This window comes from Burkholderia sp. Leaf177 (assembly GCF_001424345.1).
Taxonomy (GTDB): Bacteria; Pseudomonadota; Gammaproteobacteria; order Burkholderiales; family Burkholderiaceae; genus Caballeronia.
On the sequence record NZ_LMPF01000023.1, the window covers coordinates 293490 to 319458 of the forward strand.

Here is a 25969-nt window from a genome sequence, read left to right on the forward strand (position 1 = left end):
TCTTGCAACGCCCGCGCGCAGAACGAACCCGCAGCGCTCGAAGCGTTGAACGGCGCTGATGAAGCTGATCCCAGTGCAAACTCCCGCTCGCAGGACCCGATTTCCAGCATGTGGGTCGGGCTGCGATTGCCGGCATGCTACCGGACAGTCAGTGACAATCTCGCTCCAGGCGCGTGGTTATTGGCTTTCCAGGGTTGCCCGCGCAGTTCGGATCACTTGCTTCATCAACGCTTCGCGTAACGCGCCTAAAATGGCGTTTTCCCTAGCGTTTCACGCACCGTTCAGGAGTGTTCTCAATGGCTAAGTCCGCAAAGCGCGTTGCCGTCACCGGCGCCGCAGGTCAAATCGGTTACTCGCTGCTGTTTCGCATCGCCAATGGCGATCTGCTTGGCAAGGACCAGCCGGTCATCCTTCAGTTGCTCGACCTGCCGCAGGCGCAAGGCGCCGTCAAGGGCGTAGTCATGGAACTGGAAGATTGCGCGTTTCCGCTGCTCGCTGGCGTGGTCGTCACCGACGACCCGAAGGTTGCGTTCAAGGACGCAGACGTAGCGTTGCTGGTCGGCGCACGTCCCCGCTCGAAAGGCATGGAGCGCAAGGACCTGTTGTCCGCCAACGCCGAAATTTTCACGGTGCAAGGCAAGGCGCTCAACGACGTGGCAAGCCGCGACGTCAAGGTGCTGGTCGTCGGCAACCCGGCGAATACCAACGCCTATATCGCCATGAAGTCGGCGCCGGATCTGCCGAAGAAGAACTTCACGGCAATGCTGCGTCTGGACCACAACCGCGCGCTGTCGCAACTGGCATCGAAGTCGGGCAAGCCGGTCGCCGCCATCGAAAAGCTGGCCGTGTGGGGCAATCATTCGCCGACCATGTACCCGGATTTCCGTTTTGCAACGGTCGAAGGCGAGTCGCTCACCAAGCTGATCAACGACGACGAATGGAACCGCAACACGTTCATCCCGACGGTTGGAAAGCGCGGCGCGGCGATCATCGAAGCGCGTGGTTTGTCGTCAGCGGCGTCGGCTGCCAATGCGGCAATCGATCACGTTCGTGACTGGGTGCTCGGCACGAACGGCAAGTGGGTGACCATGGGCATTCCGTCCGACGGTTCGTACGAAATCCCGGAAGACATCATCTACGGTGTGCCGGTGACGTGCGAAAACGGCGAATACAAGCGTGTGGAAGGCCTGGAAATCGACGCGTTCTCGCGCGAGAAGATGACCGGCACGCTGAATGAATTGCTGGAAGAGCGCGACGGCGTTGCGCATCTGCTGGGCAAGTAATTAGCAAGATGTAATCGCGCGGACGCCTTTGTACAAGGGCGTTCGCGGCCGATTCGAGTGCGTTTGGGCGGGCTTTGTTCGCATCGAACGTAATCGAATCCGCAGTTCCCATTCTCTTAAAAGCAAACCCGACGCCGACGATGCGCGCTCTCACCCCCGCCGAAGTGCTGTTTGAAGGCGACGTGCCCCCCGCTGTGATGCCGCCGTGCGATCACTACGCCGGAAGCGAGAAGCTGATCCGCAAATCGCTCGCGTTGCAGGCGCAACTCGGCCCGGTTTTCGATATCACGCTCGATTGCGAAGACGGCGCACAGGTCGGTCAGGAAGCGTCGCACGCGGAGATGGTGGCATCGTTTCTGGGTAGCGACGACGACCGCTTCGGCCGCGTCGGCGTCCGGATTCACGACTTCGAAAACCGCGCGTGGCGCGACGACGTGCGCATCATCCTGCGCGCCGCCAAAAAAGCGCCCGCCTATATCACGCTCCCCAAGATTCGCAGCGTCTTCGATGCCGCCGAGATGGTCGCGTTTATCGAAGCTTCGCGATGCGAGTTCGGGATCGAGAGTGCGATCCCGTGCCAGTTGTTGATCGAAACGCATGGCGCGCTGGCCGAAGTGTTCGACCTTGCCGCGCTGCCCGGCGTGGAAGCGCTGAGTTTCGGGCTGATGGACTTTGTATCGGCGCATAACGGCGCGATCCCCGATACCGCCATGCGCTCGCCCGGCCAGTTCGACCACCCGCTCGTGCGCCGCGCGAAGCTCGAGATCGCGGCGGCTTGCCATGCGCACGGGAAAGTGGCGTCGCATAACGTTTGCACGGAAGTGCGCGACATGAGCGTGGTTACAAACGACGCCCAGCGCGCTCGCAACGAGTTTGGCTACACGCGCATGTGGAGCATCCATCCGGAGCAGATCAGGCCGATCGTCGATGCCTTTCTGCCACGTGGCGATGAAATTGCCGTGGCTACGGAGATTCTTCTTGCTGCGCAGAACGCGCAGTGGGGCCCGACGCGGTATCAGGACACGCTGCATGATCGCGCGAGTTATCGGTATTACTGGTCCGTGCTGCGGCGCGCGAAGGCGTCGGCACAGGCTATCCCCGAAAGCGCGGAGACGCTTTTTTCACAAGACAGAGTAGCTTGACCTACCTATCAGGAGACCAGGTCGAATGAGCGATACCTTGACGAAAGAAGCACCCGCTGCAGGCGGGTTCAAGCCGAAGAAATCCGTCGCGCTATCCGGCGTGACTGCGGGAAATACCGCGCTGTGCACCGTCGGCAAGACGGGCAACGATCTGCATTATCGAGGCTACGACATTCTCGATATCGCCGGGACGTCCGAGTTCGAGGAGATCGCGTATCTGCTCGTGCACGGCAAGTTGCCGAATGCGGCCGAATTGAAATCGTATAAAACGAAGCTCAAGGCCTTGCGCGGTTTGCCCGCAAATTTGAAAGCCGCGCTCGAATGGATCCCCGCTTCCGCGCATCCGATGGACGTCATGCGCACCGGCGTCTCCGTGCTCGGCACGCTGTTGCCCGAGAAAGACGATCACAACGTCCCGGGCGCGAAGGATATTGCCGACCGTCTGATGGCATCGCTTGGATCGATCCTTCTGTACTGGTATCACTATTCGCATAACGGCCGGCGCATCGAAACCGAGACCGACGACGATTCCATCGGCGGCCATTTCCTGCATTTGCTGCATGGCGTCGCGCCATCGAAGTCTTGGGTCGATGCCATGCATGCATCGCTCATCTTGTATGCCGAGCACGAGTTCAACGCATCCACGTTCACGTGCCGCGTGATTGCCGGCACGGGATCGGACATGTATTCGGCGATCACCGGCGGTATCGGCGCGTTGCGCGGCCCGAAGCACGGCGGCGCGAATGAGGTCGCGTTCGAAGTCCAAAACCGCTATCAAACGCCCGACGAAGCGGAAGCCGATATCCGTCGCCGCGTGGAAGCGAAGGAAGTGGTGATCGGCTTCGGCCATCCGGTGTACACGATCTCCGATCCGCGCAACAAGGTGATCAAGGACATCGCGAAGAAGCTGTCGAAGGAAGCGGGCGATACAAAAATGTTCGACATCGCCGAGCGACTTGAAACGACGATGTGGGACGCGAAGAAGATGTTCCCGAACCTGGACTGGTTCAGCGCGGTTTCGTATCACGCCATGGGCGTGCCCACCGCCATGTTCACACCGCTTTTCGTGATCTCGCGCACGTCGGGGTGGAGCGCGCACATTATCGAGCAACGCATCGATAACAAGATCATTCGACCGAGCGCGAATTACACCGGGCCCGAAAATCTGAAGTTCCAGTCTCTAAATAAGCGAAAATAGCGCGCTGCGTGCGCCGGATGGTCCAACCGGCACGCGTGCTTTCGCAAAACGGGCCAATGCGGCGCACCATTTCACACTGAAATATCCCGCCGATAAAGACCCGGGTTGAACACTTAAACGATATCTAGAAAGGCTGTCATTGATGAACAAACTCCTGATCGCCGCCGTAGTCGGCGCCCTGTCCATGTCCGGCATGCTCGCCACCACGAGCGCGCTGGCCGCGGATGCATCCACCGCACCTGCAAAAACCACGGCTAAAAAAGCAGTTGCAAAACGCCCGGCCCCGGCGCGCCGTCTGATCAAGCGTAAACCCGGCACCGAAGCCAAACTGGCGGCCAAGGTTGACCCCGTTCCCGATGGTTCGACCAAATGGTCGTGCAACGAAGGCCTCGCTTTCTACCTGAAAGGCGACATGAAACGCGACCAGATCGTCACCGTGAACTGGGCGAAGAAGGATTACCAACTGCCGCGTCAGGCCACGACCACGGGCGCTGACCGTTTCCACGATTCCGCCACGGGCCTCGATCTGGTCGTGATCCCGACGAAGGCCATGCTGTTCTCCGACAAAGACGAAGCGCGTCTCGCCGACGAATGCAAGACGGCTGAAATGGCAGCAACGGGTGCTCCGGCGCCTACGCAAGCAAACGAGTTGATCAAGAACGTCAAGTAAGTTTCCAACTGGGATTTTCGATGTCCGCACCGATTTCAAACGTCCGGCCCGAGCCGGATCGCGTACTGGTCGACATAGTCGACTACGTTCTCAACTATCAGATCGACAGCGAACTGGCGCTCGATACCGCTCCATTGCTGGCGCTCGTTGCCGCCCTGCGCTTCGTACCGGAAGTCGCGGCCAACCAGCCACAGATCTGCGCCAATCGCCTCGCCTATATGAGCCATATTTCAAACGTCCGGCCCGAGCCGGATCGCGTACTGGTCGACATAGTCGACTACGTTCTCAACTATCAGATCGACAGCGAACTGGCGCTCGATACCGCGCGCAATTGCCTGATCGACACCCTCGGTTGCGGACTCGAAGCCCTCACCTATCCCGCYTGCACCAAGCTGWTGGGACCCATCGTGCCCGGCACGATCGTCCCCAACGGCGCCAAGGTTCCAGGTACATCGTTCCAGCTCGATCCGGTTCAGGCCGCGTTCAACATCGGCGCGCGACCCATCGTGCCCGGCACGATCGTCCCCAACGGCGCCAAGGTTCCAGGTACATCGTTCCAGCTCGATCCGGTTCAGGCCGCGTTCAACATCGGCGCGATGATCCGCTGGCTCGACTTTAACGACACGTGGCTCGCCGCCGAATGGGGTCATCCGTCCGACAATCTCGGCGGGATTCTGGCGACTGCCGACTGGTTGTCGCGCAACGCCGTCGCCACAGGCAAAAAGCCGCTGACGATGAAAGACGTTTTGATCGGCATGATCAAGGCGCACGAAATTCAAGGCTGTATCGCGCTGGAAAACTCGTTCAACAAGGTCGGGCTCGATCACGTGTTGCTGGTGAAGCTGGCATCGACGGCGGTCGTCGGGCAACTGATCGGCCTCACGCGCGATGAACTGATCAACGCGGTTTCGCTGGCTTTCGTCGATGGTCACTCGCTGCGCACGTATCGTCACGCGCCGAATACGGGTTCGCGTAAATCGTGGGCCGCAGGCGATGCCACGTCGCGCGCCGTGCGTCTTGCGTTGATCGCGAAGACCGGCGAGATGGGATATCCGTCGGTTCTGACCGCTAAAACGTGGGGCTTTTACGATGTCCTTTTCAAGGGCAACGAGTTCAAGTTCCAGCGTCCGTACGGTTCGTACGTGATGGAAAACGTGCTGTTCAAGATTTCGTTCCCGGCTGAATTCCACTCGCAAACGGCGGTGGAAGCAGCGATGACGTTGAACGCGAAGCTGGCTGAAAGCGGCAAGAAAATTGAAGACATCAAGAAGATCACGATCCGCACGCACGAGGCGGCGATCCGGATCATCGATAAAAAGGGTCCGCTCGATAACCCCGCCGATCGCGATCACTGCATTCAGTACATGGTCGCCGTGCCGCTGATTTACGGTCGTCTCACGGCTTCCGATTACGAAGATTCGATCGCGATCCGATAACCCCGCCGATCGCGATCACTGCATTCAGTACATGGTCGCCGTGCCGCTGATTTACGGTCGTCTCACGGCTTCCGATTACGAAGATTCGATCGCGAAAGATCCACGCATCGATACCTTGCGCGCGAAGATCGAGTGCGTGGAGGACCCGCAATTCACGAAGGATTATTTCGATCCGGAGAAGCGTTCGATCGCCAATGCGCTGACGGTGGAATTCAACGACGGCAGCACGTTCGACGAGCTGGTCGTTGAATACCCGATCGGACACAAGCGCCGCCGCGAAGACGGCATTCCGCTGCTGGTCGAGAAGTTCAGGACCAACCTCGCACGACGCTTCCCGGCGAAACAGCAAGAGGCGATTATCGCGGCATCGCTGGATCAGGCAACGCTCGAAGCAATGCCGGTCAATGAATATGTTGATTTGTACGTGATTTGAGTCAGCATCCGTGACACGTTCTTTAGATTGAAAGTACTGAAGGTGTTTCCTCGTTTAAACCAAGGAAAAAAAACATGGCCCACAATCTCCATAAAACGCTCAAGGAATTCGACAGTGGTTCCGGCAAAGGCAAGTACTACTCGTTGCCCGCGCTCGGGAAGGCGCTGAACATCAAGATCGAACGTCTGCCGGTATCCATTCGTATCGTGCTGGAATCGGTGCTGCGCAATTACGACGGCAAGAAGATCGGCGAAGAACACATCAAGCAACTGGCGAACTGGAAGCCGGTCGCGGATCGTACCGACGAAATTCCGTTCGTGGTCTCGCGCGTCGTGCTGCAAGACTTTACGGGCGTGCCGCTGCTCGCCGATATCGCCGCAATGCGTGGCGTGGCGAAGCGCGCAGGTAAGGACCCGAAGGCAATCGAGCCGCTCGTGCCGGTCGATCTGGTGGTCGATCACTCGGTTCAAATCGATTACTTCCGTCAGAAAGACGCGCTCGACCTGAACATGAAACTGGAATTTCAGCGCAATAACGAGCGCTACCAGTTCATGAAGTGGGGTATGCAAGCCTTCGATACGTTCAAGGTCGTGCCCCCGGGCGTCGGCATTGTTCACCAGGTGAACCTGGAATATCTGGCGCGCGGCGTGCACAAGAAGACGCTGGAAGGCGACACCGTGTATTACCCTGATACGCTCGTCGGCACGGACAGCCACACGACCATGATCAACGGCATTGGCGTTGTGGGCTGGGGCGTGGGTGGTATTGAAGCTGAAGCCGGCATGCTCGGCCAGCCGGTGTATTTCCTGACGCCGGACGTAGTGGGCGTCGAACTGAAGGGCAAGATTCGCGAAGGCGTGACGGCAACCGATCTCGTGCTGACCGTCACCGAAATGCTGCGTAAAGAGAAGGTCGTCGGCAAGTTCGTCGAGTTCTTCGGCGAAGGCACGGCTTCGTTGTCGCTGCCGGACCGCGCGACCATCGGCAACATGGCACCGGAATACGGCGCGACCATGGGCTTTTTCCCCGTCGATGAAAAGACCATCGATTATTTCAAGGGAACGGGCCGTACCGACGCTGAAATCTCCGCGTTCGAATCGTATTTCAAGGCGCAGAACCTGTTCGGCGTGCCGAAGGCCGGCGAGATCGACTACACGAAGACGCTAACTCTGGATCTGAGCACGGTTGCGCCTTCGCTGGCGGGTCCGAAGCGCCCGCAGGATCGTATTGAAATCACGAACGTGAAGTCGAACTTCACCGACCTGTTCTCGAAGGCTGTGAGCGACAACGGTTTTGGCAAGAAGGCCGCCGACCTGAACACGCAATACACGACCACGAACAACGTCAACGTGAAGAACGGCGACATCCTGATTGCCGCGATCACGTCGTGCACGAATACGTCGAACCCGAGCGTCTTGCTGGCTGCCGGATTGCTGGCGAAGAAAGCGGTCGAAGCCGGTTTGACCGTTGCGCCGCACATCAAGACGTCGCTGGCTCCGGGATCGCGCATTGTCACGGAATACCTGACGAAGACGAACCTGTTGACGTACCTGGACCAGCTCGGTTTCACGCTGGCCGCTTACGGCTGCACGACGTGTATTGGCAACGCGGGCGACCTGACGCCGGAACTGAACGACGCGATCACGAAGAACGACATCGTGGCGGCCGCCGTGCTGTCCGGTAACCGTAACTTCGAAGCGCGTATTCACCCGAACATCCGCGCGAACTTCCTGGCATCGCCGCCGCTGGTCGTGGCTTACGCCATCGCCGGGAACATGACGGTCGACCTGATGACGGAACCGGTCGGCAAGGGCAAGAACGGCAAGGACATTTTCCTCGGCGACATCTGGCCGACGAGCGACGAAGTCAACGCGCTGCTCAAGTACGCGCTCGACGCCGATGCGTTCCGCAAGAACTACGCGGAACTGACGAAGACCGGCGACCTGTGGAGCAAGATCGAAGGCGAAGCGGGTCAGGTTTATGACTGGCCGAAGTCGACGTACATTGCCGAGCCGCCGTTCTTCGGCAAGGACTTTTCGATGACCCCGGCCGACAGCATTCCGGCCGTCAAGGGCGCGCGTCCGCTGGGCATCTTTGGTGATTCGGTTACGACCGACCACATCAGCCCGGCTGGCTCGATCAAGGAAAGCTCGCCTGCGGGCGTGTGGCTGAAGGCAAACGGCGTGCAAAAAGCCGACTTCAACAGCTACGGCTCGCGTCGCGGCAACCACGACGTCATGATGCGCGGCACCTTCGCCAACGTGCGGATCAAGAACCTGATGATCCCGCTGAAGGCGGACGGTTCGCGCGTGGAAGGCGGCGTGACGATATTCCAGCCGAGCGGCGAAGAAATGTCGATCTACGATGCAGCGATGAAGTACATCGATGCAGGCACGCCGACCATCGTGTTCGCCGGCGAAGAGTACGGCACGGGTTCATCGCGCGACTGGGCCGCGAAGGGCACGCAACTGCTCGGCGTGAAGCTGGTGGTCGCGCGCAGCTTCGAGCGGATTCACCGTTCGAACCTGGTCGGCATGGGCGTGTTGCCGCTGCAATTCAAGGGCTCGGACAGCGTCCAGTCGTTGAACATCACTGGTGAAGAAACGTTCGACCTCGAAGGCCTTTCGTCCGATATCAAGCCGCAGCAGGAAGTGACGCTCGTGATCCATCGCAAGGATGGCAGCGAGCAACGCGTGACGGTGCTGCTGCGTATCGATACGCCGATTGAAGTTGATTACTACAAGCACGGCGGGATTCTGCCGTTCGTGCTGCGGTCGTTGCTGGCTGCTTGAGGTTTAGTTGTTGCAGGTGACCGCGCGTTTTTTTGGATCAACGCGTGATTTGGTCGTATTGCCGGTCACTTGAAGCAATGAATAAAGCCGCGCTCATTTATGAGCGCGGCTTTTCTGTTTTTACGTGGTCACCGCAAGGCCACCCGCACCGGATCGGAGAGTTGTCACACAGCCTCCATAAAATCCCCTCGTCCAATGAGGGGAATTCCATGGCTATCGATATTCGCGCATATTTGTCGCCGACCTTGGTGCTGCTGGCATTCGACTGGGCAGAAGGCAAGTCGAATCCCGATTTCCTCGGTTTCGCGATCAAGCGTTCACCGGGTTTCTGGTCGGCCGATGGAAAAACGCGCGATGCACAAAGCTGGCTTCCCAATCGGCTCACCTTCGAAGGACCTGTTCCAGCGGGCAAGCCGGACGCTCCGTCGAACATCGCGCCGATTCAGAAATTCATGTGGTGGGACGCGAAGATCGATGAACCCGATCGAGGACAGACGTTCACGTACACCGCTTACCCTGTTGTCGGCAATTCGCACGCCCCGGCGCTCTGGGAGGCTGATGCTGCCACGCTGCAAGTGACGCTGCCCGCGCATGTGGAAGATGGCATTGGAACGTGGTTCAACCGCGCGGTGCTCGGCTCGCAGGCGTTCTCCCGCAAGCTCGCCGCGATGGGGCTCGACCCAAAGAAAGCGCCCCCTGCGAACGAAGCGCGGGAACTGCGCACGTGGCTTGCGAACGATCTCCAGGACAGTTTCCAGTTTGTCTTCGATAACGCCACGCGCGCGGCCACTGCCGTGTATCACCTGACCGATAAACTTTGGGTGATCCCCAAATTCTCCCAGTTCGCCAAGGCCAACGGTCCCGCATCTTTAGCCGTGGTGTACGACGCCCATGGCGACGCCGGCAGCAAGACACGTCCGCCCGCATCGTCACCGAATCAACAAGCGGTCCAAGAGCTTGGTCCCATTGCCAGGTTGTTTCCGCGCAAGGCGACCAACATCATGCACGACAAGTTCATTGTCACGGATGCACCACATGGCTCGCAGGCGCCATCGCGGCTGCTCACCGGCTCGGCCAATTTCACGACCGAAGGCATCACCCAGCAAGCGAACCTGCTTCACTCGTTTGATTCAACTGAACTCGCCAAGCTATATAGCGATCGTGCCGCCGCCATTTCGTCCGATCCGCCGTTGGCGGCAACCGCGAAGTTACCGCATGGCTGGACAGACCCGGTGGCAGTCGGCGATGCCCTCGTCCGCGTCTCTTTTTCTCCGGAGCCGACCGCCGAACATAGCCAGATCGCCGCAATTGTCGATGCAGTTTCGAAGGCCCGGCATTCGGTACTGTTCTGCCTCTTCTCGCCTACCGACGAATCCTTGCTTAGCGCTTGCTTCGAAGCCGGCGACAAAGGCTTGATGATGTTTGGCCTCGTCAATTCCATATCGGAACACGCGGCTGAAACAGCGGAAAACAAAGAATTGCAAGGAGGCCACTTGAGCACGTCGGAACTGGCGAGCATCGAGCTTTATCATCGGAACAAGAAAAATCGTGATGTGGTCGATGGCAAATATTTCACGAGCGCAACTGTGCCCGAAGGCTTCGATGTCGAAGTCCAGTTGTTCCCCGGGGACAAGCGACCGCCTTATCCGCCGGTTGTGATCCATCACAAGTTCGTGGTCATCGATGCAGAGGGAACCGAACCTGTCGTGTTCACGGGCTCGGCGAATATGAGCAATAACTCAGAGCACAAAAACGACGAAAACCTGCTTGAGATTAGAGACCGACGCGTCGCCAGCATTTATATAGCGGAGTTCCTGCGGCTGTATGAGCACTATCGTGCACGCGCGCTGGCTATTGAAAACAAGCTGAATCCGACTAAAAAGATCCATTTGGCGCTTCAGCCGGATCGGCATTGGGCCGACAAATACTACGTCGATGGAAGCGCGGAATCGAAGGCGCGTGTGGCACTTGCTGCTCCTGTAGCCGCACCTTCGAAATAAACGCGCGGAGCGTTTGGCAACGACGGGTTTGAATTCACATCGGTGTCACTGCACCGAATTAAATTTCGTCCTGATAAATTACGAAATATTACCTGCAAGAAGCGCGGGCTGCGCGGCCTCGCCTATACCTATCCCATCCTCGGATTACCCCGACAAAAATATGACAACGATTGATCGCCGTACGTTCTTACGCACCGCCGCCAAAGCTGCGGGCGCGGCAGCAGCTACCGCCCTCCCGGCGTCTATTCGCGACGCGTTGGCTATTCCGGCACACAACGCAACACGCTCGATCAATGACGTCAAGCACATCGTGATCTTGATGCAGGAGAACCGTTCCTTCGATCATTACTTCGGCGCGCTGCGTGGAGTGCGTGGATTCGGCGACCGCTTTCCCATACCGCTCGAAAGCGGCAAATCGGTCTGGCATCAATCGAACGGCGTGAAGGAAATCACGCCTTTCCATTTTGACGAGTCGAAGATGAACGCCGCGCTCATCATAGACACGGCGCACAACTTTCCTGATCAACAAGGTGGGTGGGCTCAGGGCAAGTTTGGTCAGTGGCCCATGTACAAGGGCGACACATCGATGGGCTATTACAAGCGGTCCGAAGCGCCTTTCCAATGGGCGCTCGCCGACGCATTCACAATCTGCGACGGTTACTTCTGCTCGCTGCGCAGCGCCACCGATCCGAACCGCACCTTCCTCTGGTCGGGATCCAATTTCGATCCTGCGCGCCGTGAAGCAGGACTGAACAGCGACATGTCCACAGCCGAAGTCGTCAATCTGCGATGCTGGATCACCGGAACGTTTCCCACCCCTGGCTACACTTACTACGGTTCGGCGCTGCCATGGAAAACGATCCCCGAAGTGCTTCAGGACGCAGGCGTGAGCTGGCGGATTTATCAGGATCCGAATGACAACTGGACCGGCGCCATGAATGGCGCTCTGGCATTCGAAGGTTTTCGCAACGCAAAGCGTGGGACGCCGATCTACAAAAATGGACTGTCGCACTGGTCTCTTGACGACCTCAAACGCCATGTGATGAAAGGCACGTTGCCTTCCGTGAGCTGGATATGTCCGTCGCAACTGCAATCGGAGCACCCCGGCGCTCCATCGAGTCCGGCGCGTGGAGGCGACTTCACACAGCAAGTCCTGGAAGCGCTGACGGCCAATCCGAAGAGCTGGAGCAAGACGGTGTTCCTCGTGACCTTCGATGAAAACGACGGGCTCTTCGACCATCTGCCGTCGCCGGCGGTGCCCTCTTACAACCTCGACGGCACGCTTGCAGGGAAATCGACAGTTGATCTGCGGGGCATGTATTTTGAAACAGACGGCAGCCCTTACAGTGATCCGCTGTTCGCCCGGCTGGGGGGTGTGCCATCGGTCACCTATCCGTTGATCGATCCGCGCGACACCATCAGCGGCAATGTACGGCCATGGGGCATGGGCGCGCGCGTGCCCATGTATGTCATTTCGCCATGGAGCCGCGGCGGCTGGGTCAGTTCGCAAGTGTTCGATCACTCGTCCGTAGGGCAGTTCATCGAGAAACGTTTCGCCGTGACGATACCGGCCATCAGCCCATGGTCGCGCGCGGTCAGCGGCGATCTCACGTCCGCGTTTAACTTCGTCACGCCAAACGATCCGTCGGTGCCCACGCTGCCCGACATGAGCGATTACGCCGCGATCGAAGCCGCGTCGAAAAAGTTGCCCACGGTATCCGTGCCCGGTACGCCGGAGCCGCTATATCAAGAATCCGGGACCCGATTTTCGCGAGCATTGCCATATGAGTTGCACACGAACGCGCGTCTCAAGGCGCACGCGCAAAAGGTGACGCTGTCATTTATCAACACCGGGCGTGCCGGCGCGGTCTTCCATGTCTACGATAAAAAACATCTCGATCGTATTCCGCGTCGCTACACCGTCGAAGCTGGAAAAGCGCTCGAGGACGATTGGGACGTGCATTACGACGCGGGCAATTTCGAGCTGCTTGTGTACGGTCCGAATGGCTACTATCGCGGCTTCAAAGGGCATGTCGGCGCAACTGACGAGCCGGTCGTCCATGTGGGTTACGAGGTGTCGCGCGGAGGCGTGCAGCTTAAGGTCAGCAATACACAGGGAAAGCCCATCGATATCACCATTACCGACAACGCTTACCGCCTGGGTGGCCCCTGGACACACAAAATCCGCGTGGGCGACGACTTCGAAAAACTGATATGGCTCGCGACGAGCGGGAACTGGTACGACTTCACGATCACGTGCGCGCAGACCAGCGGTTTCGAACGCCGCGTTGCCGGGCGAGTGGAAACGGGCAAGGACAGCTACAGCGATCCGGTATTAGCTATCGGCGGAACGTTATGAACTATCAGAACCGCCTAATTTATATTGCGACGAGCTTATAAATATATTTCGGATAACTTACATATTGCACCGTAGGTAAGCTCGACGATTTAGCCAACGATGATCTAGCGCAGCTTCGGCTCATTGCAGGCGATGTAAATCCCTCAAAAAATATTTCTAGACGACTGGTCTACTATGAGCTAAAGTTCATGCATGGCTACCGCAAACACATCCGAAACCGCCGACGTCCGCGAGAACATTATTGCCGTTGGTCAGCGGTTGATCGGCGCCAGAGGTTTTTCAGCTGTTGGTTTGAACGAGATTCTGTCAGAGGCAGGCGTTCCGAAAGGATCGTTCTATCACTACTTCGGTTCGAAGGATGCGTTCGGCGTGGCGCTGCTTGAAAGCTATTTCGATGAATATTTGGAGGATCTCGACCAGACGCTTGCTCAGCCGGGTTTGAACATGGCGCAGCGGTTGATGAACTACTTTCGGATATGGCAGGAAACCCAGTCGTTCTACGATTGCCAAGGCAAATGCCTCGCGGTCAAGCTGGGAGCCGAAGTGGCCGACATGTCTGAAGCGATGCGCACGACCTTGAATCGAGGCACGGCGGGGATTGTCACCCGGCTGTCGCGTGCTATCAAAACTGGCGTAAGCGAAGGTTCGCTTTCTATCGAAGGCGATACGGCAAGCGCCGCACAAAGCCTTTACCAGTTGTGGCTCGGCGCCAGCATCATGGTCAAGATCGTTCGCAACCTGCAGCCATTCGAAATGGCGATGAAAACCACGCAGCAGATGCTTCACCTCGTGCCTTGATTCGATTGGGCAACGAACGCACTTCTCCGGAAGTGCTTTTTTTAGGCATTTTTACTAGACGACTGGTCTACTATATGTAAGTAACCCGTTCACCAACTTACTCACCCCGACGGAGAAACAACATGAAAGTACTGATGGTTCTGACCTCGCATGACCAGCTTGGCAACACAGGCCGCACGACGGGTTTCTGGCTCGAAGAACTGGCCGCGCCCTATTACGCGTTCAAGGATGCTGGCGCGGAAATCGTCTTGGCTTCGCCCAAGGGCGGTCAGCCGCCGCTCGATCCGAAGAGCAATGAGCCGGCCAATCAAACCGAAATGACACATCGTTTTGAAGGCGACGCAGATGCCAAGGCGCAACTTGCGGCCACGCTGCGACTCGACAGCGTCTCGCAGGAAGATTTCGATACGGTGTTTTACCCCGGCGGCCATGGTCCATTATGGGATCTGGCAGAAGACAAGAACTCGATCGCGTTGATCGAATCCTTCATTGCCGCCGGCAAGCCCGTCGCGCTGGTCTGCCACGCGCCCGGCGTGTTACGGCATGTCGTTACGAAGGATGGTGCGCCGTTGGTCGAAGGCAAGAAAGTCACTGGTTTTACCAACTCTGAGGAAGCCGCGGTTGGACTGACCGAGATCGTGCCATTCCTCGTTGAAGACGAACTTAAGGCAAAGGGCGGCGTTTATTCAAAAACGGAAGATTGGGCGCCGTACGTCGTCAGCGATGGCCTGCTGATCACGGGACAAAACCCCGCGTCATCGGCGCCGGCCGCGGCCCTTCTGCTTAAGCACCCTGCGCTCGCCACGAAGTAGAGTTATTGGTGAAGTGAAATGGAGTGAAGCTAACCGGACGATAAAAAAACGCGACGCAGCCAAAAGCCACGTCGCGTTTTCACGTGCAACGACTGCCAAGCGACTATCGCGCTTCGCTCACGAACTTCGTGACCAGATACGCTTCCATTGCTTCGCTGCCGCCTTCCGAACCGTAGCCCGATTCCTTCACGCCGCCGAACGGCGTTTCCGGAATGCCCAGACCGTGGTGATTGATCGACACCATGCCGCTTTCGATATCCTCACCCACCGCCGCCGATGTCGCGCTCGAACGCGTATAAGCGTAAGCCGCAAGGCCAAATGGCAAGCGATTCGCTTCGGTGATGGCTTCGTCGTAGGACTTGAACGTCGAGATCGGCGCGATCGGGCCGAACGGCTCTTCCGTCATGATGCGGGCCGACAGCGGTACATTGGCGAGAACCGTCGGCGCGAAGAAGAACCCTTCGCGACCGATGCGCTCACCGCCCGTCAGGACCTTGGCGCCGTGCTCGACGGCATCGGCGACAAGACGTTCCATGGCTTGCAGGCGACGGCCGTTTGCCAGCGCGCCCATTTGCACGCCCTCTTCCAGTCCGTTGCCGACCTTCAGCTTCTTGGTCGCCGCGACAAAATGCTCGGTGAACTCCTCATAAGCCGATTCCTCGACGATAAACCGCGTCGGCGAAATGCAAACCTGACCGGCATTGCGGAACTTGGCGCCAGCCAGAAGCTTGGCCGCGCGCGGGATGTCGGCATCGGCGAAAACGAGTGCCGGGGCGTGGCCGCCGAGTTCCATCGTGGCGCGCTTCATGTGCTCGCCGGCCATCGCGGCCAGCAACTTGCCAACCGGCGTGGAGCCCGTGAACGAGATCTTGCGGATCAGCGGATGCGCGATTAGGTACTTCGATACGTCGGCAGGAACGCCAAACACGAGGTTCAGCACGCCGGCAGGCAAGCCTGCATCCACATAAGCCTGAACCAGCGCCGCGCAGCTCGCCGGCGTTTCTTCCGGTCCCTTCAGCACGACCGAACATCCCGCAGCGAGCGCCGCCGAAACCTTGCGCACTGCCTGGTTGATCGGGAAATTCCACGGCGTGAACGCGGCGACCGGGCCGACCGGCTCGCGCGTCACGATCTGGCGCACATTCTCGGCGCGTGCCGGGATCACGCGGCCGTACGTGCGGCGCGCTTCCTCGGCGAACCAGTCGATGGTATCCGCCGCGCCCAGCACCTCGATGCGCGCTTCGACCAGCGGCTTGCCCTGCTCCATTGTCATGATGGCGGCAACTTCTTCCGCGCGATCGCGCAGGTTTTGCGCGGCGCGGCGCATCAGCTTGCTGCGCTCGAACGCCGATACCTTGCGCCACGCCTTGAAGCCGCGGCCGGCGGCATCAGCAGCTTCCGCGAGTTGCTGTTCGCCGGCCAGCGCCAGACGGCCGATTTCCGCTTCCGTCGCCGGATTGACGACAGCCGTGTCGCGAGCGCCCGCGCGCCATGCGCCATCGATATACAACTGCGTGCTCGGATATTGGGTGTTTTGGCTCATGCGTGGCTCCTGATTAGTGTGATCGATGAAACGGGTAACGATGCGCGCCAGCTTCAAAAGCGCGTTTTACCGAACCACTTATGGTAACGCGACCAGCGCGATGCTGCAGGCTGGTGTTTTGCACGTGGATGAACGCTCACACAGGGAAAGTGCGCGCGCTCGGCCATAATTCAAGCATCCAATCTGGTATTACTCCATGTCTTTAGCTGCCTTTCACGATCTACGCCGGTTATCGTTCAAACCCGGTGGAGCGGAAATCCGGCGATTTGCGCGAACGCTGATCGGTTGTTTGCTGAGTTATGGCGCGGCCAAACTCGCGACGCTGCCCGAACTTTATTGGGCCGTTATCACGACGTTGATCGTGGTCACGCAACCGAGTCTCAACCAGGCGCTGACGACGGGACGCGATCAGATTATCGGCGCGGTGATCGGCGCGATACTCGGCGTGCTCGGTTTGCTTGCCATCGTTCGCGGGGCGCCGCCGTTGGTGGTTTTCGCGGTCGAACTCGTGCCGCTTGCAGCGCTCGCCGCGTGGCGCCCAACGTTGCGGCTCGCGTGCGTCACGCTTGTTATCGTCGTGCTGATTCCTGCGAGCGGCGTTGGGTCGCCGTTTTCGAGGCCTATCGATCGTGTGCTGGAGATTTTGATTGGCGCGGGCTCGGCGTTGGTCGTGGCGTTTTTGCTGCCGAACCGGGCGATTAATGCCGCGCACAATCGCGCTGGGGAAATTGTGCTGGCGCTTGGCGAATTGATCGCGCTTTATCTGCGTAAGCCCGACGATGCGCGCACGGCGGAAGGGTTGCATCGAAAATCGGCGGCGGCGGAACAAGCTCTCGACGATGCAATTACCGAGGCCGGAAGGGAGCACATTATCGTGCCGGTTAAGAGGTCGCGCGAGAATGTCATCGATAAGGTTGCGCCTATGCTGACGCGCTTGCATCGCGATGCGCTGTTTTTAGGGCAGGCGTTTGTGGGCGATGTGAGCTTGGCGCGGCGGTTGAATTCGGTTGCTCGAAAGGCGTTAAGCGAATGCGCGGATGCGTTTGATGCGTTGGCGAAAGCGCTGGCGGCTACGCTCGATGCCGATAAACGATCGCAGGATGAGAATGTTAAAGCGGCGCGGGAGGCGTTTGAGAGGCTGAGGGAAGCGGCGAATAAAGCGACCGCATCGATGGAGAAGAATACCGTGCTGGCGTTCGTGCTGAATCTGCTAGTGACGGATTTTGGGGAATTGGTTACGACGGTGGAGAGGACGGACGAGTAATCCGCGCCGCGAAAATCAGGACTTATTGTGTGAGTTTCTGACCTCACCCGTGACCTTCGTGATACGCAACGCAAGAGCAAACGCCAGGAGTAAAGGTCCTAATACCTTCATCAGGTTTTCCGTCTTATTGGGCATGCTAGTCGCTCTATACATGGCATACCGGCGCTGCTCACGCTCGTAAAAATCAGCGGCTTGGTTGATCTCCGCTATGTACTGCATCTGATAATGAGCATTCATCCCGAATCGCTCGAAACCTGTGTCAGCAAGCGGAGGGAGATCGTGGTCGAAATCCATGGGCATCCGCTTCGCGATTTCATTCGACTTCGCGCACAATTCGCGCGCTTCCTTCACTCTAGCGTCAAAGTCCGCAGGCGAGTTTGGCCCTTTGGTGTAAGCGGCGCAAACGCCGGCCGGATTGATCAACGCCTCTCTCAAACGATGGTACGCGGACCATGTAGCAGGACCTTGCGAATGTTCTGCGTATCGTCCTGATAAAAAATGCTCCGCTTCCCTGCTGCTCCCAATCAATCCCAATGTCGCCGCCGCAAGCCATATGTAGTCGATGCGTTTCCACGAACGGCTGGAAAGTGGCCGCCAGTAGACGAGTGTTGCGTGCATCAATATCAACAGGAAAACAAAAAAACTAGCCAAGTACGCGGGTGTCGCGCTAAGTTCTTCTACTAAAGTGCTGTAACGCATGAACCCTCGCTGTCCTAAGGAATAGCAAAAAATCTCAGGCCAGATTGTAGTTGGTCGTTGGGGCGCATTTAGTGACTATTTGTCGAAGTGTGTCACTGATCTGGACGACGTTACTCAATAAAAAGCCGACCTCCGGTCGGCTTTATCCTTTCCTACGCCTACGTCCCAACCTCACATCGGCGGCGCAACTCCATCCTTCTCCACCACAACACGCGAAGCCGCATACTCCGTGCCCTTGACCGGTGTGGCAATAATGAACACCTTCTTCCCCGCGAGCAAATCAGCGCGCGCAGCCGGCGCAAACGTCACGACAGGCACGCCTTCCGGCACCGTCACGGTATTCGAACCACCCTTATAAGACAGCTTCAAATCCCGGCCACTTGTTCCGGTAACAACCTGATCCACATTCGCATTCGTCATCGTGCTATTCGGCGACAAGTCCCAGGCGTAATGCCCTTCACCCGTTCCGCGTGCCGCTTCCGGGAATACCAGCACTTCAGTCGCCGTCATCTTGCCGTCGGTGCCAGTCGTGGCAGCGGTTCCAATAAACGACCCCGCCTTGATATCGCCGAGCTTGATGTTCTTGACGGCCGTAACCGGCGTGTCCTGCTTCATGTCGATGGTCACGGTATCGCCGCTACGACGGTGCACGGTGAGTGTATCGCCGGAGATCGAGACGATATCGCCACGAATGCGCGCGGGCTTCGCAGCCGGCGTTTGAGCCAGCGCGGCACCGGCGAATGCGAGCGCTGCAATCGATACACCCAGTTTCATGCGAATTGACGCAGATGCCATGGAAACTCCAATAGTGATTAGTGAAAAACCTTAAGCCCCACCGAACCAGTTGTAACCCTGGTTCTCCCAGTAACCACCGGGATATTCGTTCGTCACGGTTATCGCGACGATGTGCTTCGGATTCTTGTAGCCCAGCTTCGTGGGCATGCGCAGCTTCATCGGGAAGCCGTATTTCGGCGGCAAAATCTGACCGTCGTAAGTCAGCGTCAAAAGCGTCTGCGCGTGCAGCGCGGTCGGCATATCGATGCTCGTGGAATAGTTGTCGGCGCAATGGAACGCTACGTACTTGGCTGTCGTATCGGCGCCCGAACGCTTGAGGAAATCGGCAAAACGCACGCCGCCCCATTTGCCTATCGCGCTCCATCCTTCAATGCAAATGTGCCGCGTCACCTGGCTTTCCTGCGGTAACGCATGCAATTCATCAAGAGTCCAAATGTTCTTGCCCTTCACCAATCCGCCAATAGGCAGCTTGTAACTGGCGGCATCGACTACCGGAACTTCGTCGATGTCATAGAACGCGTTGAACGGGAACGGCCGCGTGATCATCGACTCGGGATAGGTCGGCGCGAGTTTGTTGGGATCGAAGAGGAAGGCTTGCGCGTCATCGTTGAAACGCGACATGGTGCGCAAAACGGTGTCGACGGATTTATCGTCGGAGATATTGCAGCCCGACAACAGCATCAAACCGCCCAACGACAAAATACGCTTGCCGAAGAGACGCCGCGCGGGCGCTTTCAATTCGTTGCGCGCATCTTTGAGGATGTTGTCGACATCGAGATGCTTGGCTATGAGTTCGCTCTTTCTATTCAACATGGTTCATCGGCCCCGGATCATCAGTAACAACGAGCGTGGAACGAGCGCGACCATCACCACGTGCAGAACGAAGAACGCAACAAGGAAACTCATCGCGAAGAAATGGACCACGCGCGCATTGTCGTAACCGCCCAGCAAGTCGCGCAATAACGGAAACTGCACTGACTTCCAGATCGCGAGCCCCGACAAAATCACGACCACGATGTCCACGATAACCGCAAGATAAGCCGCCTTCTGCACGGCGTTGTAATGCGACAGGTCGTCGTGCTTGAGCTTGCCGGTGAGCGCTGCGCGCAAATCCCCAATGAGGCTTTTCGCGCTAAGTGGAAACAGCTTGCGGCGGAATCGTCCGGACACAATGTTCATCGCGACGTAGATCAGGAAGTTGGCGACCAGCACCCACATGGCCGCGAAGTGCCATAGCAACGCGCCGCCGAGCCATCCGCCTAAAGTGATGCTGGCCGGAAAAACCAGCGCCGGGAAAATGGGTGAAGCGTTATAGACCTGCCAGCCGCTCGTGACCATGACCACGACCGCAAGCGCATTGATCCAGTGCGTGATGCGAACCCAGCCGGGTTGCATCGCGCTCGCCTTCATTGATTGAGTCGAAGATTGAGCCAAACTCGCCTCGTGGAAATGGTTGTACAACGCAATGAAGCCGCTGCTTGATCGCATCTTAACGATCGCACGCTGATGAACGCATGACACGTTAATGACTTTTTTGTCATTCTTCAGGCTTACGAGAGATGGATCGTTAGAATAAGGTTCTTCGCAACCTGATCGCACTCGCACGCAACATACCCGCTGCATGACCATTCTCGTTATAGAAGACGACCGCAAGACCGGCGACTATCTGAAGAAGGGACTGACGGAGTCCGGGTATCAGGTCGACCTGGTTCGCAATGGCGCCGATGGCCTGCATCAGGCTCTGGCGCATCCGTACGAGCTGATCGTGCTGGATGTCATGCTGCCCGGCCTCGATGGCTGGCAGATCATGCAGGCGTTGCGCGCCAAACGCGACCTGCCTGTCATCTTCCTGACGGCGCGCGATCACGTCAGCGATCGTATCCACGGTCTCGAACTCGGCGCGGACGATTACCTCGTCAAGCCGTTTTCGTTCACGGAACTCGTGCTGCGCATCCGCACGTTGCTGCGGCGCGGCGTGATCCGTGAATCGGATGTGTTCCAGGTTGCGGACCTTCATGTCGATGTCTTGCGACGTCGCGTGACGCGCCAGGGCGTAGATATCGCGCTGACGAACAAGGAGTTTGCGTTGCTGCATCTCTTTTGCAAACGGCAAGGCGAAGCATTGTCGCGCACGCTGATTGCGTCGGAAGTGTGGGACATGAACTTCGACAGCGATACCAACGTGGTCGATGTCGCTATCAAGCGCCTGCGCGCCAAGCTCGATCAGCCCTTCGATATCAAGCTCATCCACACGGTGCGCAGCATCGGTTATTCATTCGGCGCGACCGGGGAGTCGCATTGAATCCAATGCGTTCGCGCTCGCTCGTTGTCCGCATCACGGTCCTGTTTGCGTTGATCGTGTGCGTGGTGGTGAGCATGGTCGGCGGCTCGCTTTATCACGCGACAAGCCTGACGCTGTCCACGCGCGCCGATTATCAGCTGATCGGACGCGTTGAACATTTTCGCTCTCTGCTGCACGACCTCTACACCATCCAGGAAATCGAAGCGCGGCCGAGGCTCTTCGAAACCATGCTCGGCGATCGTCAGGACGTGATCATTTTTCGACGGTCGGGCGTCCCGCCGTTCATCAACGTGAATCCGGAAAACATGCCGTTGCCGCCGCTGGTTCCCGTGCCGGTGCAGCGCGCGGTGGGCCTCGATGCGCTTTACGAAGGCACACGTTCCGACGGCGTGCGCATGCGCTGGGTTGCGGCTCAGGCGCAAGTGGGCGATAGCGGCGAAGTGGTCGAGATCATCGCGGCGCACGTGATGACGCAAGAGGCGCGGGTGTTGTCCACCTATCTGGTGCGGGTCTGGATCAACGTGGCGATTGCCGTTCTGGTCACGGCGCTGCTGGCGTGGTGGGTATCGAGCCGCGGTCTTACGCCGTTGCGAAAAATGGCCGATAAAGCCGCCGAAATCACGCCCAATACACTTTCCGCGCGGCTCGATGTCGAAAACACGCCGACCGAATTGCAGAGCCTGGCGGTATCGTTTAATGCGATGCTCGATCGATTGTCGACGGGATACGAACGGCTGCTGCAATTCTCGGCGGATCTGGCGCATGAAGTGCGTACGCCCATTGGCGTGTTGATCGGGCAAACGCAGGTCACGCTCGCCCATACGCGCAGCGAGAGCGAATACAAGGGCGTGCTGGAATCGAATCTGGAGGAGCTCGAGCGGCTGGGACGCATTGCGCAGAACATCCTGTTTCTCGCGCAAGCGGATCACGAACGGCAGGAAATCGAGCGCACGACGCTGAACACGCGCGAACAGCTCGAAACCATCGCGACTTACTTCGAAGGTCTCGCCGATGAACGTAATCTCCACTTCGACGTTCAGGCCGAAGGCGAGATGTTCGTCAACGAAATCATGTCGCGGCGCGCGATCAGCAATGTAGTGGTGAACGCGGTTCGATACGCGCAACCCGGCACCACGATCCGCCTGACCGGCAGCGAAGACGCGCAAGGTGCGCGCATCGTGATCGGCAATCAGGGCGAGCGCGTGTTGCCGGAAGAACTCGCGCGGCTGTTCGACCGGTTTTATCGTGGTGATGCCGCGCGCAGCGAATTTACGGAATCGAGCGGACTCGGCCTTGCGATCGTGCAGGCAATCATGCGCCTGCATGGCGGATCGGCATCGGCGAGTTGCTCGGCGGATGGGTGGATCGAGTTCACGCTGCGGTTCGCCTCAAAACCGCGCTGAACTTAACACGCTGAACTAACGCGCAAACCTTTATTCCACCGCGCCGGCCTTCAGCGCGAGTTCCTGCCGCACCGCCAGCAAACCGTGAATCTGCGACACGACCGCCGCGCCCTCGCCAACCGCGGCGGCGACGCGTTTTGTCGATGCCGACCGCACATCGCCGATGGCAAACACACCCGGCACGCTCGTTTCCAGCGCAGTCGAGCCGTCCGTGTGCCCGCCGTGCGCCTCGGGTCCCGTGAGCACGAAACCCTTGCCATCCGTGCTGACGTTGCATCCGGTGAGCCATGCCGTATTCGGATCGGCGCCGGTGAACAGGAACAAATGCCGCGCGTCGAGCGTGAGCGGACCGTCGGGCGTCTTGCAATGCACGGCGGCGAGCGTGCGGCCATCGCCTTCGAGCGATTCGATCTGCGTGCGCGTATGCACCGTCACGTTCGGCAACGAAGCAATCCGGTCGATCAAATACCGCGACATGCTCGATTCCAGCCCCGCGCCACGAATCAGCAAATGCACGCGCGCCGCGTGCGAGGCAAGATAAACCACCGCCTGTCCCGCCGAATTGCCACCGCCGACGAGCACAACCTCCGAGCCCTTGCAAAGCTTCGCCTCGACTGGCGACGCCCAATAATAGGTGCCGCGTCCTTCGAATTTCTCCAGCCCTTCAATCTCCGGCCGCCGATACGCCGCGCCCGTCGCGATCACCACGGTGTGCGCGGTGACGCGCGTGCCGTTCATCAATTCGATCTGGATGGGCGTGCAATCGCAATGCAGCGCCTTGATCTCGGTGGGAATGGCAATATGCGCGCCGAATTTCTGCGCCTGCACGAACGCACGTCCGGCCAGCGCCTGACCGGAAATGCCGGTCGGAAAGCCAAGATAATTTTCGATACGCGAACTCGCGCCCGCCTGGCCGCCCGGCGCGCGGCAGTCGAAAACGGACACCGACAAACCTTCGGAAGCCGCATACACGGCCGTCGCCAATCCGGCCGGTCCCGCGCCGACGACGGCGACATCGTAGATATGCGCCGGATCGAATTCCGGCAGCCAGCCCAGTTGCGACGCGAGCTGGTTTTCATCGGGGGCGCGCATCACGGTGCCATCGGGACAAATGACGAGCGGGAAATCCGCCTTCGACGTCGAAATCCGTTCCAGCAGTGCAATGGCTTCGGGATCGGTGCAGGCATCGATCACGGTATGCGGATAACCATTCCGGCTCAAGAATCCTTGCAGCGATACCAGCCGTCCATCGTCCGATTGCCCCACAAGAATCGGCCCGCTGCCCTTTTCGATCAAGCCCACGCGACGCAGGATCAGCGAACGCATGATCCGCTCGCCGAGATCCGCTTCCGCCACGAGCAACGCGCGCAGCCGGTCGGGCGCGATCAGGATGGCTTCGACGTCATCGATTGCGTGGCCATCGACCAAAGCGGGTTTCCCCGATAACTGACCGACTTCCGCGAGAAATTGGCCCGGTTCCGATTCGACCACCAGATGCACATGACCCAGACCGTCGCGCCGCGTGATACGCACGTGGCCGTTGAGCAGGACGAACATGCCGGGACCGGGCGAACCGACTTCGAACATCAGTTCGCCGGCGCGGTAGTGCTTGATCGAGCCGAACCCGCGCATGCGGTCGATTTCCTCGACCGTGAGATGCGGGTACATCTGGTGACGGCGGCTTTGAAGCGGGGAAAACGGGGCATCGGCAGGCGTTTCCGCCGGCGCGGCGCTGCCCGCGTCGTTAGTGATGGTGTTGAGGTTTTCGCGCGGCGGCGGCGCGTTGTCCCGCCATTCCGCTCGGGCGTGATTCGATCCTTCGTTCATGCCTTCGTGGGCAGTACTCATGCGTGTCGATCTCCGTGAAGGTAGACGGCGTCGTGCAACGTGCCTTTGCCGGCGGCCGGCGCTTTTGCGGGCCACGGGCACATGGCGGCCATTTCACCCAAGTCCTCGCGCGCGCCGCCGAAGTCCGTCAGCGGCTTGAGTTCGAGGCCCGCGAGCCGCCATGCGTCCAGGCCGCCGGTCAGCGGCACGACGTCCTTGAAACCCGCGTTGCGCAATGACTTCGCCATCCACGCCGCCGATACCTCGTTCGGGCACGAGCAATAAATGATGATCTTCTGATCAGGCTGATAACTTTCGACGATCTTCTGGAGTTCGCGTTCATCGGCGAAAACGGAACCGGGGATCACGAACGGATCGAGCACGCGTTTCTCGGCCGAACGGATATCGAAGATTGCCGGCAGCGGCTCGTTTTCCATCAGGGCATAAAGTTCATCGACGGTGATGCGCGCCGTTTCCAGCGTTTTCATCAGCATCTTCCGGCGCCAGTAGCGGTACGCCACGTAGCCCGCCAGCGCAATTGCCACGACAATCAGCGCCTGCCGCCCGAGTTGCGCGATCATCGCAAAAACCATGTCGAGCTGCGCCGCGAAGACTACGCCGACCAGCAAGCCGACCGCGGCCCACAGCGCCACGCCCACGCCGTCATGCGCGATGAACGAGCGCGTGCGCACGCCCATGGCGCCGGCCAGCGGCACCGAAACCAGCGACAAACCCGGAATGAATTTCGCGACGAGCAACACGCGCACGCCCCATCGGCCGAAGAAGCGTTCAGTCTTCTTCACGCAGGTATCGCGCGAGAGCGACAACTTGCAGATGGTCTTGAGCGTGCGGTCGCCATAACGCCTGCCGCCCTGGAACCAGACCAGATCGCCCAGCACGCCGCCGAGCACGGCAATGCCGAGCATCAGCGCGAGATGCGGGAACACGGCCTGGCCGTTCACGCCCATCATGGCGACCGATGCGCCTACGACAATCAGCGTAGGCATTGCGGGAACGGGCAGGCCGAGCGCCGCGCCCATCACATTGAAAAACACGATAGCCGGACCATACCGGTCAGCCAGATCATGCAACAGCATGAGATTCTCCCTGCGGGTTGTGCAGCGCTGGATTCGGTGGGGAATGCCTGATGCTGGAAGTCGCCCGGAGGCGCGTGCTCAGCGGCAGTTTTTACGGCTCTGAAACGAAGCGCGGG

The 25969-nt window shown here is 58.9% G+C and carries 20 protein-coding genes and 1 pseudogene; 14 read left to right on the top strand and 7 right to left on the bottom strand.

The features are described from left to right. Window positions 1-296 precede the first annotated feature (296 nt). The 11 genes and pseudogenes from ASG35_RS22380 (at window position 297) to ASG35_RS22430 (ending at window position 14923) form a co-directional block, all read left to right on the top strand. Window positions 297-1283 carry a malate dehydrogenase gene (locus tag ASG35_RS22380; protein ID WP_056362837.1) on the top strand — a complete coding sequence of 329 codons (987 nt, stop codon included), beginning with the start codon at window positions 297-299 and terminating at the stop codon, window positions 1281-1283. 140 nt (window positions 1284-1423) lie between these two features. Then, window positions 1424-2425, top strand: coding sequence for an HpcH/HpaI aldolase/citrate lyase family protein (locus ASG35_RS22385; protein ID WP_056363779.1), 1002 nt, complete (start codon window positions 1424-1426; stop codon window positions 2423-2425). A 25-nt stretch (window positions 2426-2450) separates the two neighbouring features. Beyond that, entirely contained in the window at window positions 2451-3623 is a 1173-nt protein-coding gene (gene prpC, locus ASG35_RS22390) for a bifunctional 2-methylcitrate synthase/citrate synthase (RefSeq protein ID WP_056362840.1), read from the top strand. Between the two features lie 142 nt (window positions 3624-3765). Continuing rightward, window positions 3766-4293: a hypothetical protein gene (locus ASG35_RS22395; RefSeq protein ID WP_056362843.1), complete on the top strand. Its 528-nt coding sequence runs from the start codon at window positions 3766-3768 to the stop codon at window positions 4291-4293. 218 nt (window positions 4294-4511) lie between these two features. Beyond that, window positions 4512-5720 (top strand): annotated as a pseudogene (locus ASG35_RS22400) (bifunctional 2-methylcitrate dehydratase/aconitate hydratase); the annotation flags it as partial. A gap of 49 nt (window positions 5721-5769) precedes the next feature. Then, window positions 5770-6162, top strand: a complete 393-nt coding sequence (locus ASG35_RS32845) for an MmgE/PrpD family protein (RefSeq protein ID WP_056363780.1) — start codon at window positions 5770-5772, stop codon at window positions 6160-6162. A gap of 74 nt (window positions 6163-6236) precedes the next feature. Then, the gene (gene acnA, locus ASG35_RS22410; RefSeq protein WP_056362845.1) at window positions 6237-8954 is read left to right on the top strand and encodes an aconitate hydratase AcnA; all 2718 of its coding nucleotides are present in this window, start codon (window positions 6237-6239) and stop codon (window positions 8952-8954) included. A gap of 209 nt (window positions 8955-9163) precedes the next feature. Beyond that, window positions 9164-10954 carry a phospholipase D-like domain-containing protein gene (locus ASG35_RS22415; protein ID WP_056362847.1) on the top strand — a complete coding sequence of 597 codons (1791 nt, stop codon included), beginning with the start codon at window positions 9164-9166 and terminating at the stop codon, window positions 10952-10954. 160 nt (window positions 10955-11114) lie between these two features. Continuing rightward, the gene (locus tag ASG35_RS22420) at window positions 11115-13313 is read left to right on the top strand and encodes a phosphocholine-specific phospholipase C (RefSeq protein ID WP_056362850.1); all 2199 of its coding nucleotides are present in this window, start codon (window positions 11115-11117) and stop codon (window positions 13311-13313) included. Between the two features lie 192 nt (window positions 13314-13505). Beyond that, on the top strand, window positions 13506-14111 hold the full coding sequence (locus ASG35_RS22425; RefSeq protein WP_056362853.1) for a TetR/AcrR family transcriptional regulator: 606 nt from the start codon (window positions 13506-13508) through the stop codon (window positions 14109-14111). Window positions 14112-14233: 122 nt separating this feature from the next. Then, a complete protein-coding gene (locus ASG35_RS22430; protein ID WP_056362856.1) occupies window positions 14234-14923 on the top strand; it encodes a type 1 glutamine amidotransferase domain-containing protein in 690 nt (229 codons plus the stop codon). Window positions 14924-15026: 103 nt separating this feature from the next. On the opposite strand, the gene ASG35_RS22435 is transcribed toward ASG35_RS22430, so the two are convergent. Next, entirely contained in the window at window positions 15027-16466 is a 1440-nt protein-coding gene (locus ASG35_RS22435; RefSeq protein ID WP_056362858.1) for an NAD-dependent succinate-semialdehyde dehydrogenase, read from the bottom strand. Window positions 16467-16662: 196 nt separating this feature from the next. On the opposite strand from ASG35_RS22435, the gene ASG35_RS22440 reads away from it, so the two are divergent. Continuing rightward, a complete protein-coding gene (locus ASG35_RS22440) occupies window positions 16663-17730 on the top strand; it encodes an FUSC family protein (protein WP_082508554.1) in 1068 nt (355 codons plus the stop codon). A 15-nt stretch (window positions 17731-17745) separates the two neighbouring features. Here ASG35_RS22440 and ASG35_RS22445 read toward each other — a convergent pair whose 3' ends face one another. From ASG35_RS22445 to ASG35_RS22460, 4 genes are all read right to left on the bottom strand, one after another. Continuing rightward, on the bottom strand, window positions 17746-18429 hold the full coding sequence (locus ASG35_RS22445; RefSeq protein WP_056362863.1) for a hypothetical protein: 684 nt from the start codon (window positions 18427-18429) through the stop codon (window positions 17746-17748). A gap of 171 nt (window positions 18430-18600) precedes the next feature. Continuing rightward, window positions 18601-19224 (bottom strand): hypothetical protein, encoded by a 624-nt coding sequence (locus ASG35_RS22450; RefSeq protein WP_056362868.1) that lies wholly within the window; start codon window positions 19222-19224, stop codon window positions 18601-18603. A gap of 30 nt (window positions 19225-19254) precedes the next feature. After that, entirely contained in the window at window positions 19255-20037 is a 783-nt protein-coding gene (locus ASG35_RS22455; RefSeq protein ID WP_056362871.1) for a molybdopterin-dependent oxidoreductase, read from the bottom strand. Between the two features lie 3 nt (window positions 20038-20040). Beyond that, window positions 20041-20619, bottom strand: coding sequence for a cytochrome b/b6 domain-containing protein (locus ASG35_RS22460; protein ID WP_442854856.1), 579 nt, complete (start codon window positions 20617-20619; stop codon window positions 20041-20043). 226 nt (window positions 20620-20845) lie between these two features. On the opposite strand from ASG35_RS22460, the gene ASG35_RS22465 reads away from it, so the two are divergent. Next, window positions 20846-21526 carry a heavy metal response regulator transcription factor gene (locus ASG35_RS22465; RefSeq protein WP_056362876.1) on the top strand — a complete coding sequence of 227 codons (681 nt, stop codon included), beginning with the start codon at window positions 20846-20848 and terminating at the stop codon, window positions 21524-21526. Between the two features lie 5 nt (window positions 21527-21531). Then, window positions 21532-22929, top strand: a complete 1398-nt coding sequence (locus ASG35_RS22470) for a heavy metal sensor histidine kinase (RefSeq protein WP_056362879.1) — start codon at window positions 21532-21534, stop codon at window positions 22927-22929. A gap of 30 nt (window positions 22930-22959) precedes the next feature. Here ASG35_RS22470 and ASG35_RS22475 read toward each other — a convergent pair whose 3' ends face one another. Next, a complete protein-coding gene (locus tag ASG35_RS22475) occupies window positions 22960-24777 on the bottom strand; it encodes an FAD-dependent oxidoreductase (protein ID WP_235527674.1) in 1818 nt (605 codons plus the stop codon). Continuing rightward, on the bottom strand, window positions 24774-25850 hold the full coding sequence (locus tag ASG35_RS22480) for a DedA family protein/thiosulfate sulfurtransferase GlpE (protein WP_082508583.1): 1077 nt from the start codon (window positions 25848-25850) through the stop codon (window positions 24774-24776). Before ASG35_RS22480 ends, ASG35_RS22475 begins: the two co-directional genes overlap by 4 nt. Window positions 25851-25969 lie beyond the last annotated feature (119 nt).

Bases quoted from the DNA above. Each gene is read 5' to 3' on its own strand.
- ASG35_RS22380 (WP_056362837.1), top strand. From the start codon at position 297: ATGGCTAAGTCCGCAAAGCGCGTTGCCGTCACCGGCGCCGCAGGTCAA.
- ASG35_RS22385 (WP_056363779.1), top strand. From the start codon at position 1,424: ATGCGCGCTCTCACCCCCGCCGAAGTGCTGTTTGAAGGCGACGTGCCC.
- prpC (WP_056362840.1), top strand. From the start codon at position 2,451: ATGAGCGATACCTTGACGAAAGAAGCACCCGCTGCAGGCGGGTTCAAG.
- ASG35_RS22395 (WP_056362843.1), top strand. From the start codon at position 3,766: ATGAACAAACTCCTGATCGCCGCCGTAGTCGGCGCCCTGTCCATGTCC.
- acnA (WP_056362845.1), top strand. From the start codon at position 6,237: ATGGCCCACAATCTCCATAAAACGCTCAAGGAATTCGACAGTGGTTCC.
- ASG35_RS22415 (WP_056362847.1), top strand. From the start codon at position 9,164: ATGGCTATCGATATTCGCGCATATTTGTCGCCGACCTTGGTGCTGCTG.
- ASG35_RS22420 (WP_056362850.1), top strand. From the start codon at position 11,115: ATGACAACGATTGATCGCCGTACGTTCTTACGCACCGCCGCCAAAGCT.
- ASG35_RS22425 (WP_056362853.1), top strand. From the start codon at position 13,506: ATGGCTACCGCAAACACATCCGAAACCGCCGACGTCCGCGAGAACATT.
- ASG35_RS22430 (WP_056362856.1), top strand. From the start codon at position 14,234: ATGAAAGTACTGATGGTTCTGACCTCGCATGACCAGCTTGGCAACACA.
- ASG35_RS22435 (WP_056362858.1), bottom strand. From the start codon at position 16,466: ATGAGCCAAAACACCCAATATCCGAGCACGCAGTTGTATATCGATGGC.
- ASG35_RS22440 (WP_082508554.1), top strand. From the start codon at position 16,663: ATGTCTTTAGCTGCCTTTCACGATCTACGCCGGTTATCGTTCAAACCC.
- ASG35_RS22445 (WP_056362863.1), bottom strand. From the start codon at position 18,429: ATGCGTTACAGCACTTTAGTAGAAGAACTTAGCGCGACACCCGCGTAC.
- ASG35_RS22450 (WP_056362868.1), bottom strand. From the start codon at position 19,224: ATGGCATCTGCGTCAATTCGCATGAAACTGGGTGTATCGATTGCAGCG.
- ASG35_RS22455 (WP_056362871.1), bottom strand. From the start codon at position 20,037: ATGTTGAATAGAAAGAGCGAACTCATAGCCAAGCATCTCGATGTCGAC.
- ASG35_RS22460 (WP_442854856.1), bottom strand. From the start codon at position 20,619: ATGCAACCCGGCTGGGTTCGCATCACGCACTGGATCAATGCGCTTGCG.
- ASG35_RS22465 (WP_056362876.1), top strand. From the start codon at position 20,846: ATGACCATTCTCGTTATAGAAGACGACCGCAAGACCGGCGACTATCTG.
- ASG35_RS22470 (WP_056362879.1), top strand. From the start codon at position 21,532: ATGCGTTCGCGCTCGCTCGTTGTCCGCATCACGGTCCTGTTTGCGTTG.
- ASG35_RS22475 (WP_235527674.1), bottom strand. From the start codon at position 24,777: ATGAGTACTGCCCACGAAGGCATGAACGAAGGATCGAATCACGCCCGA.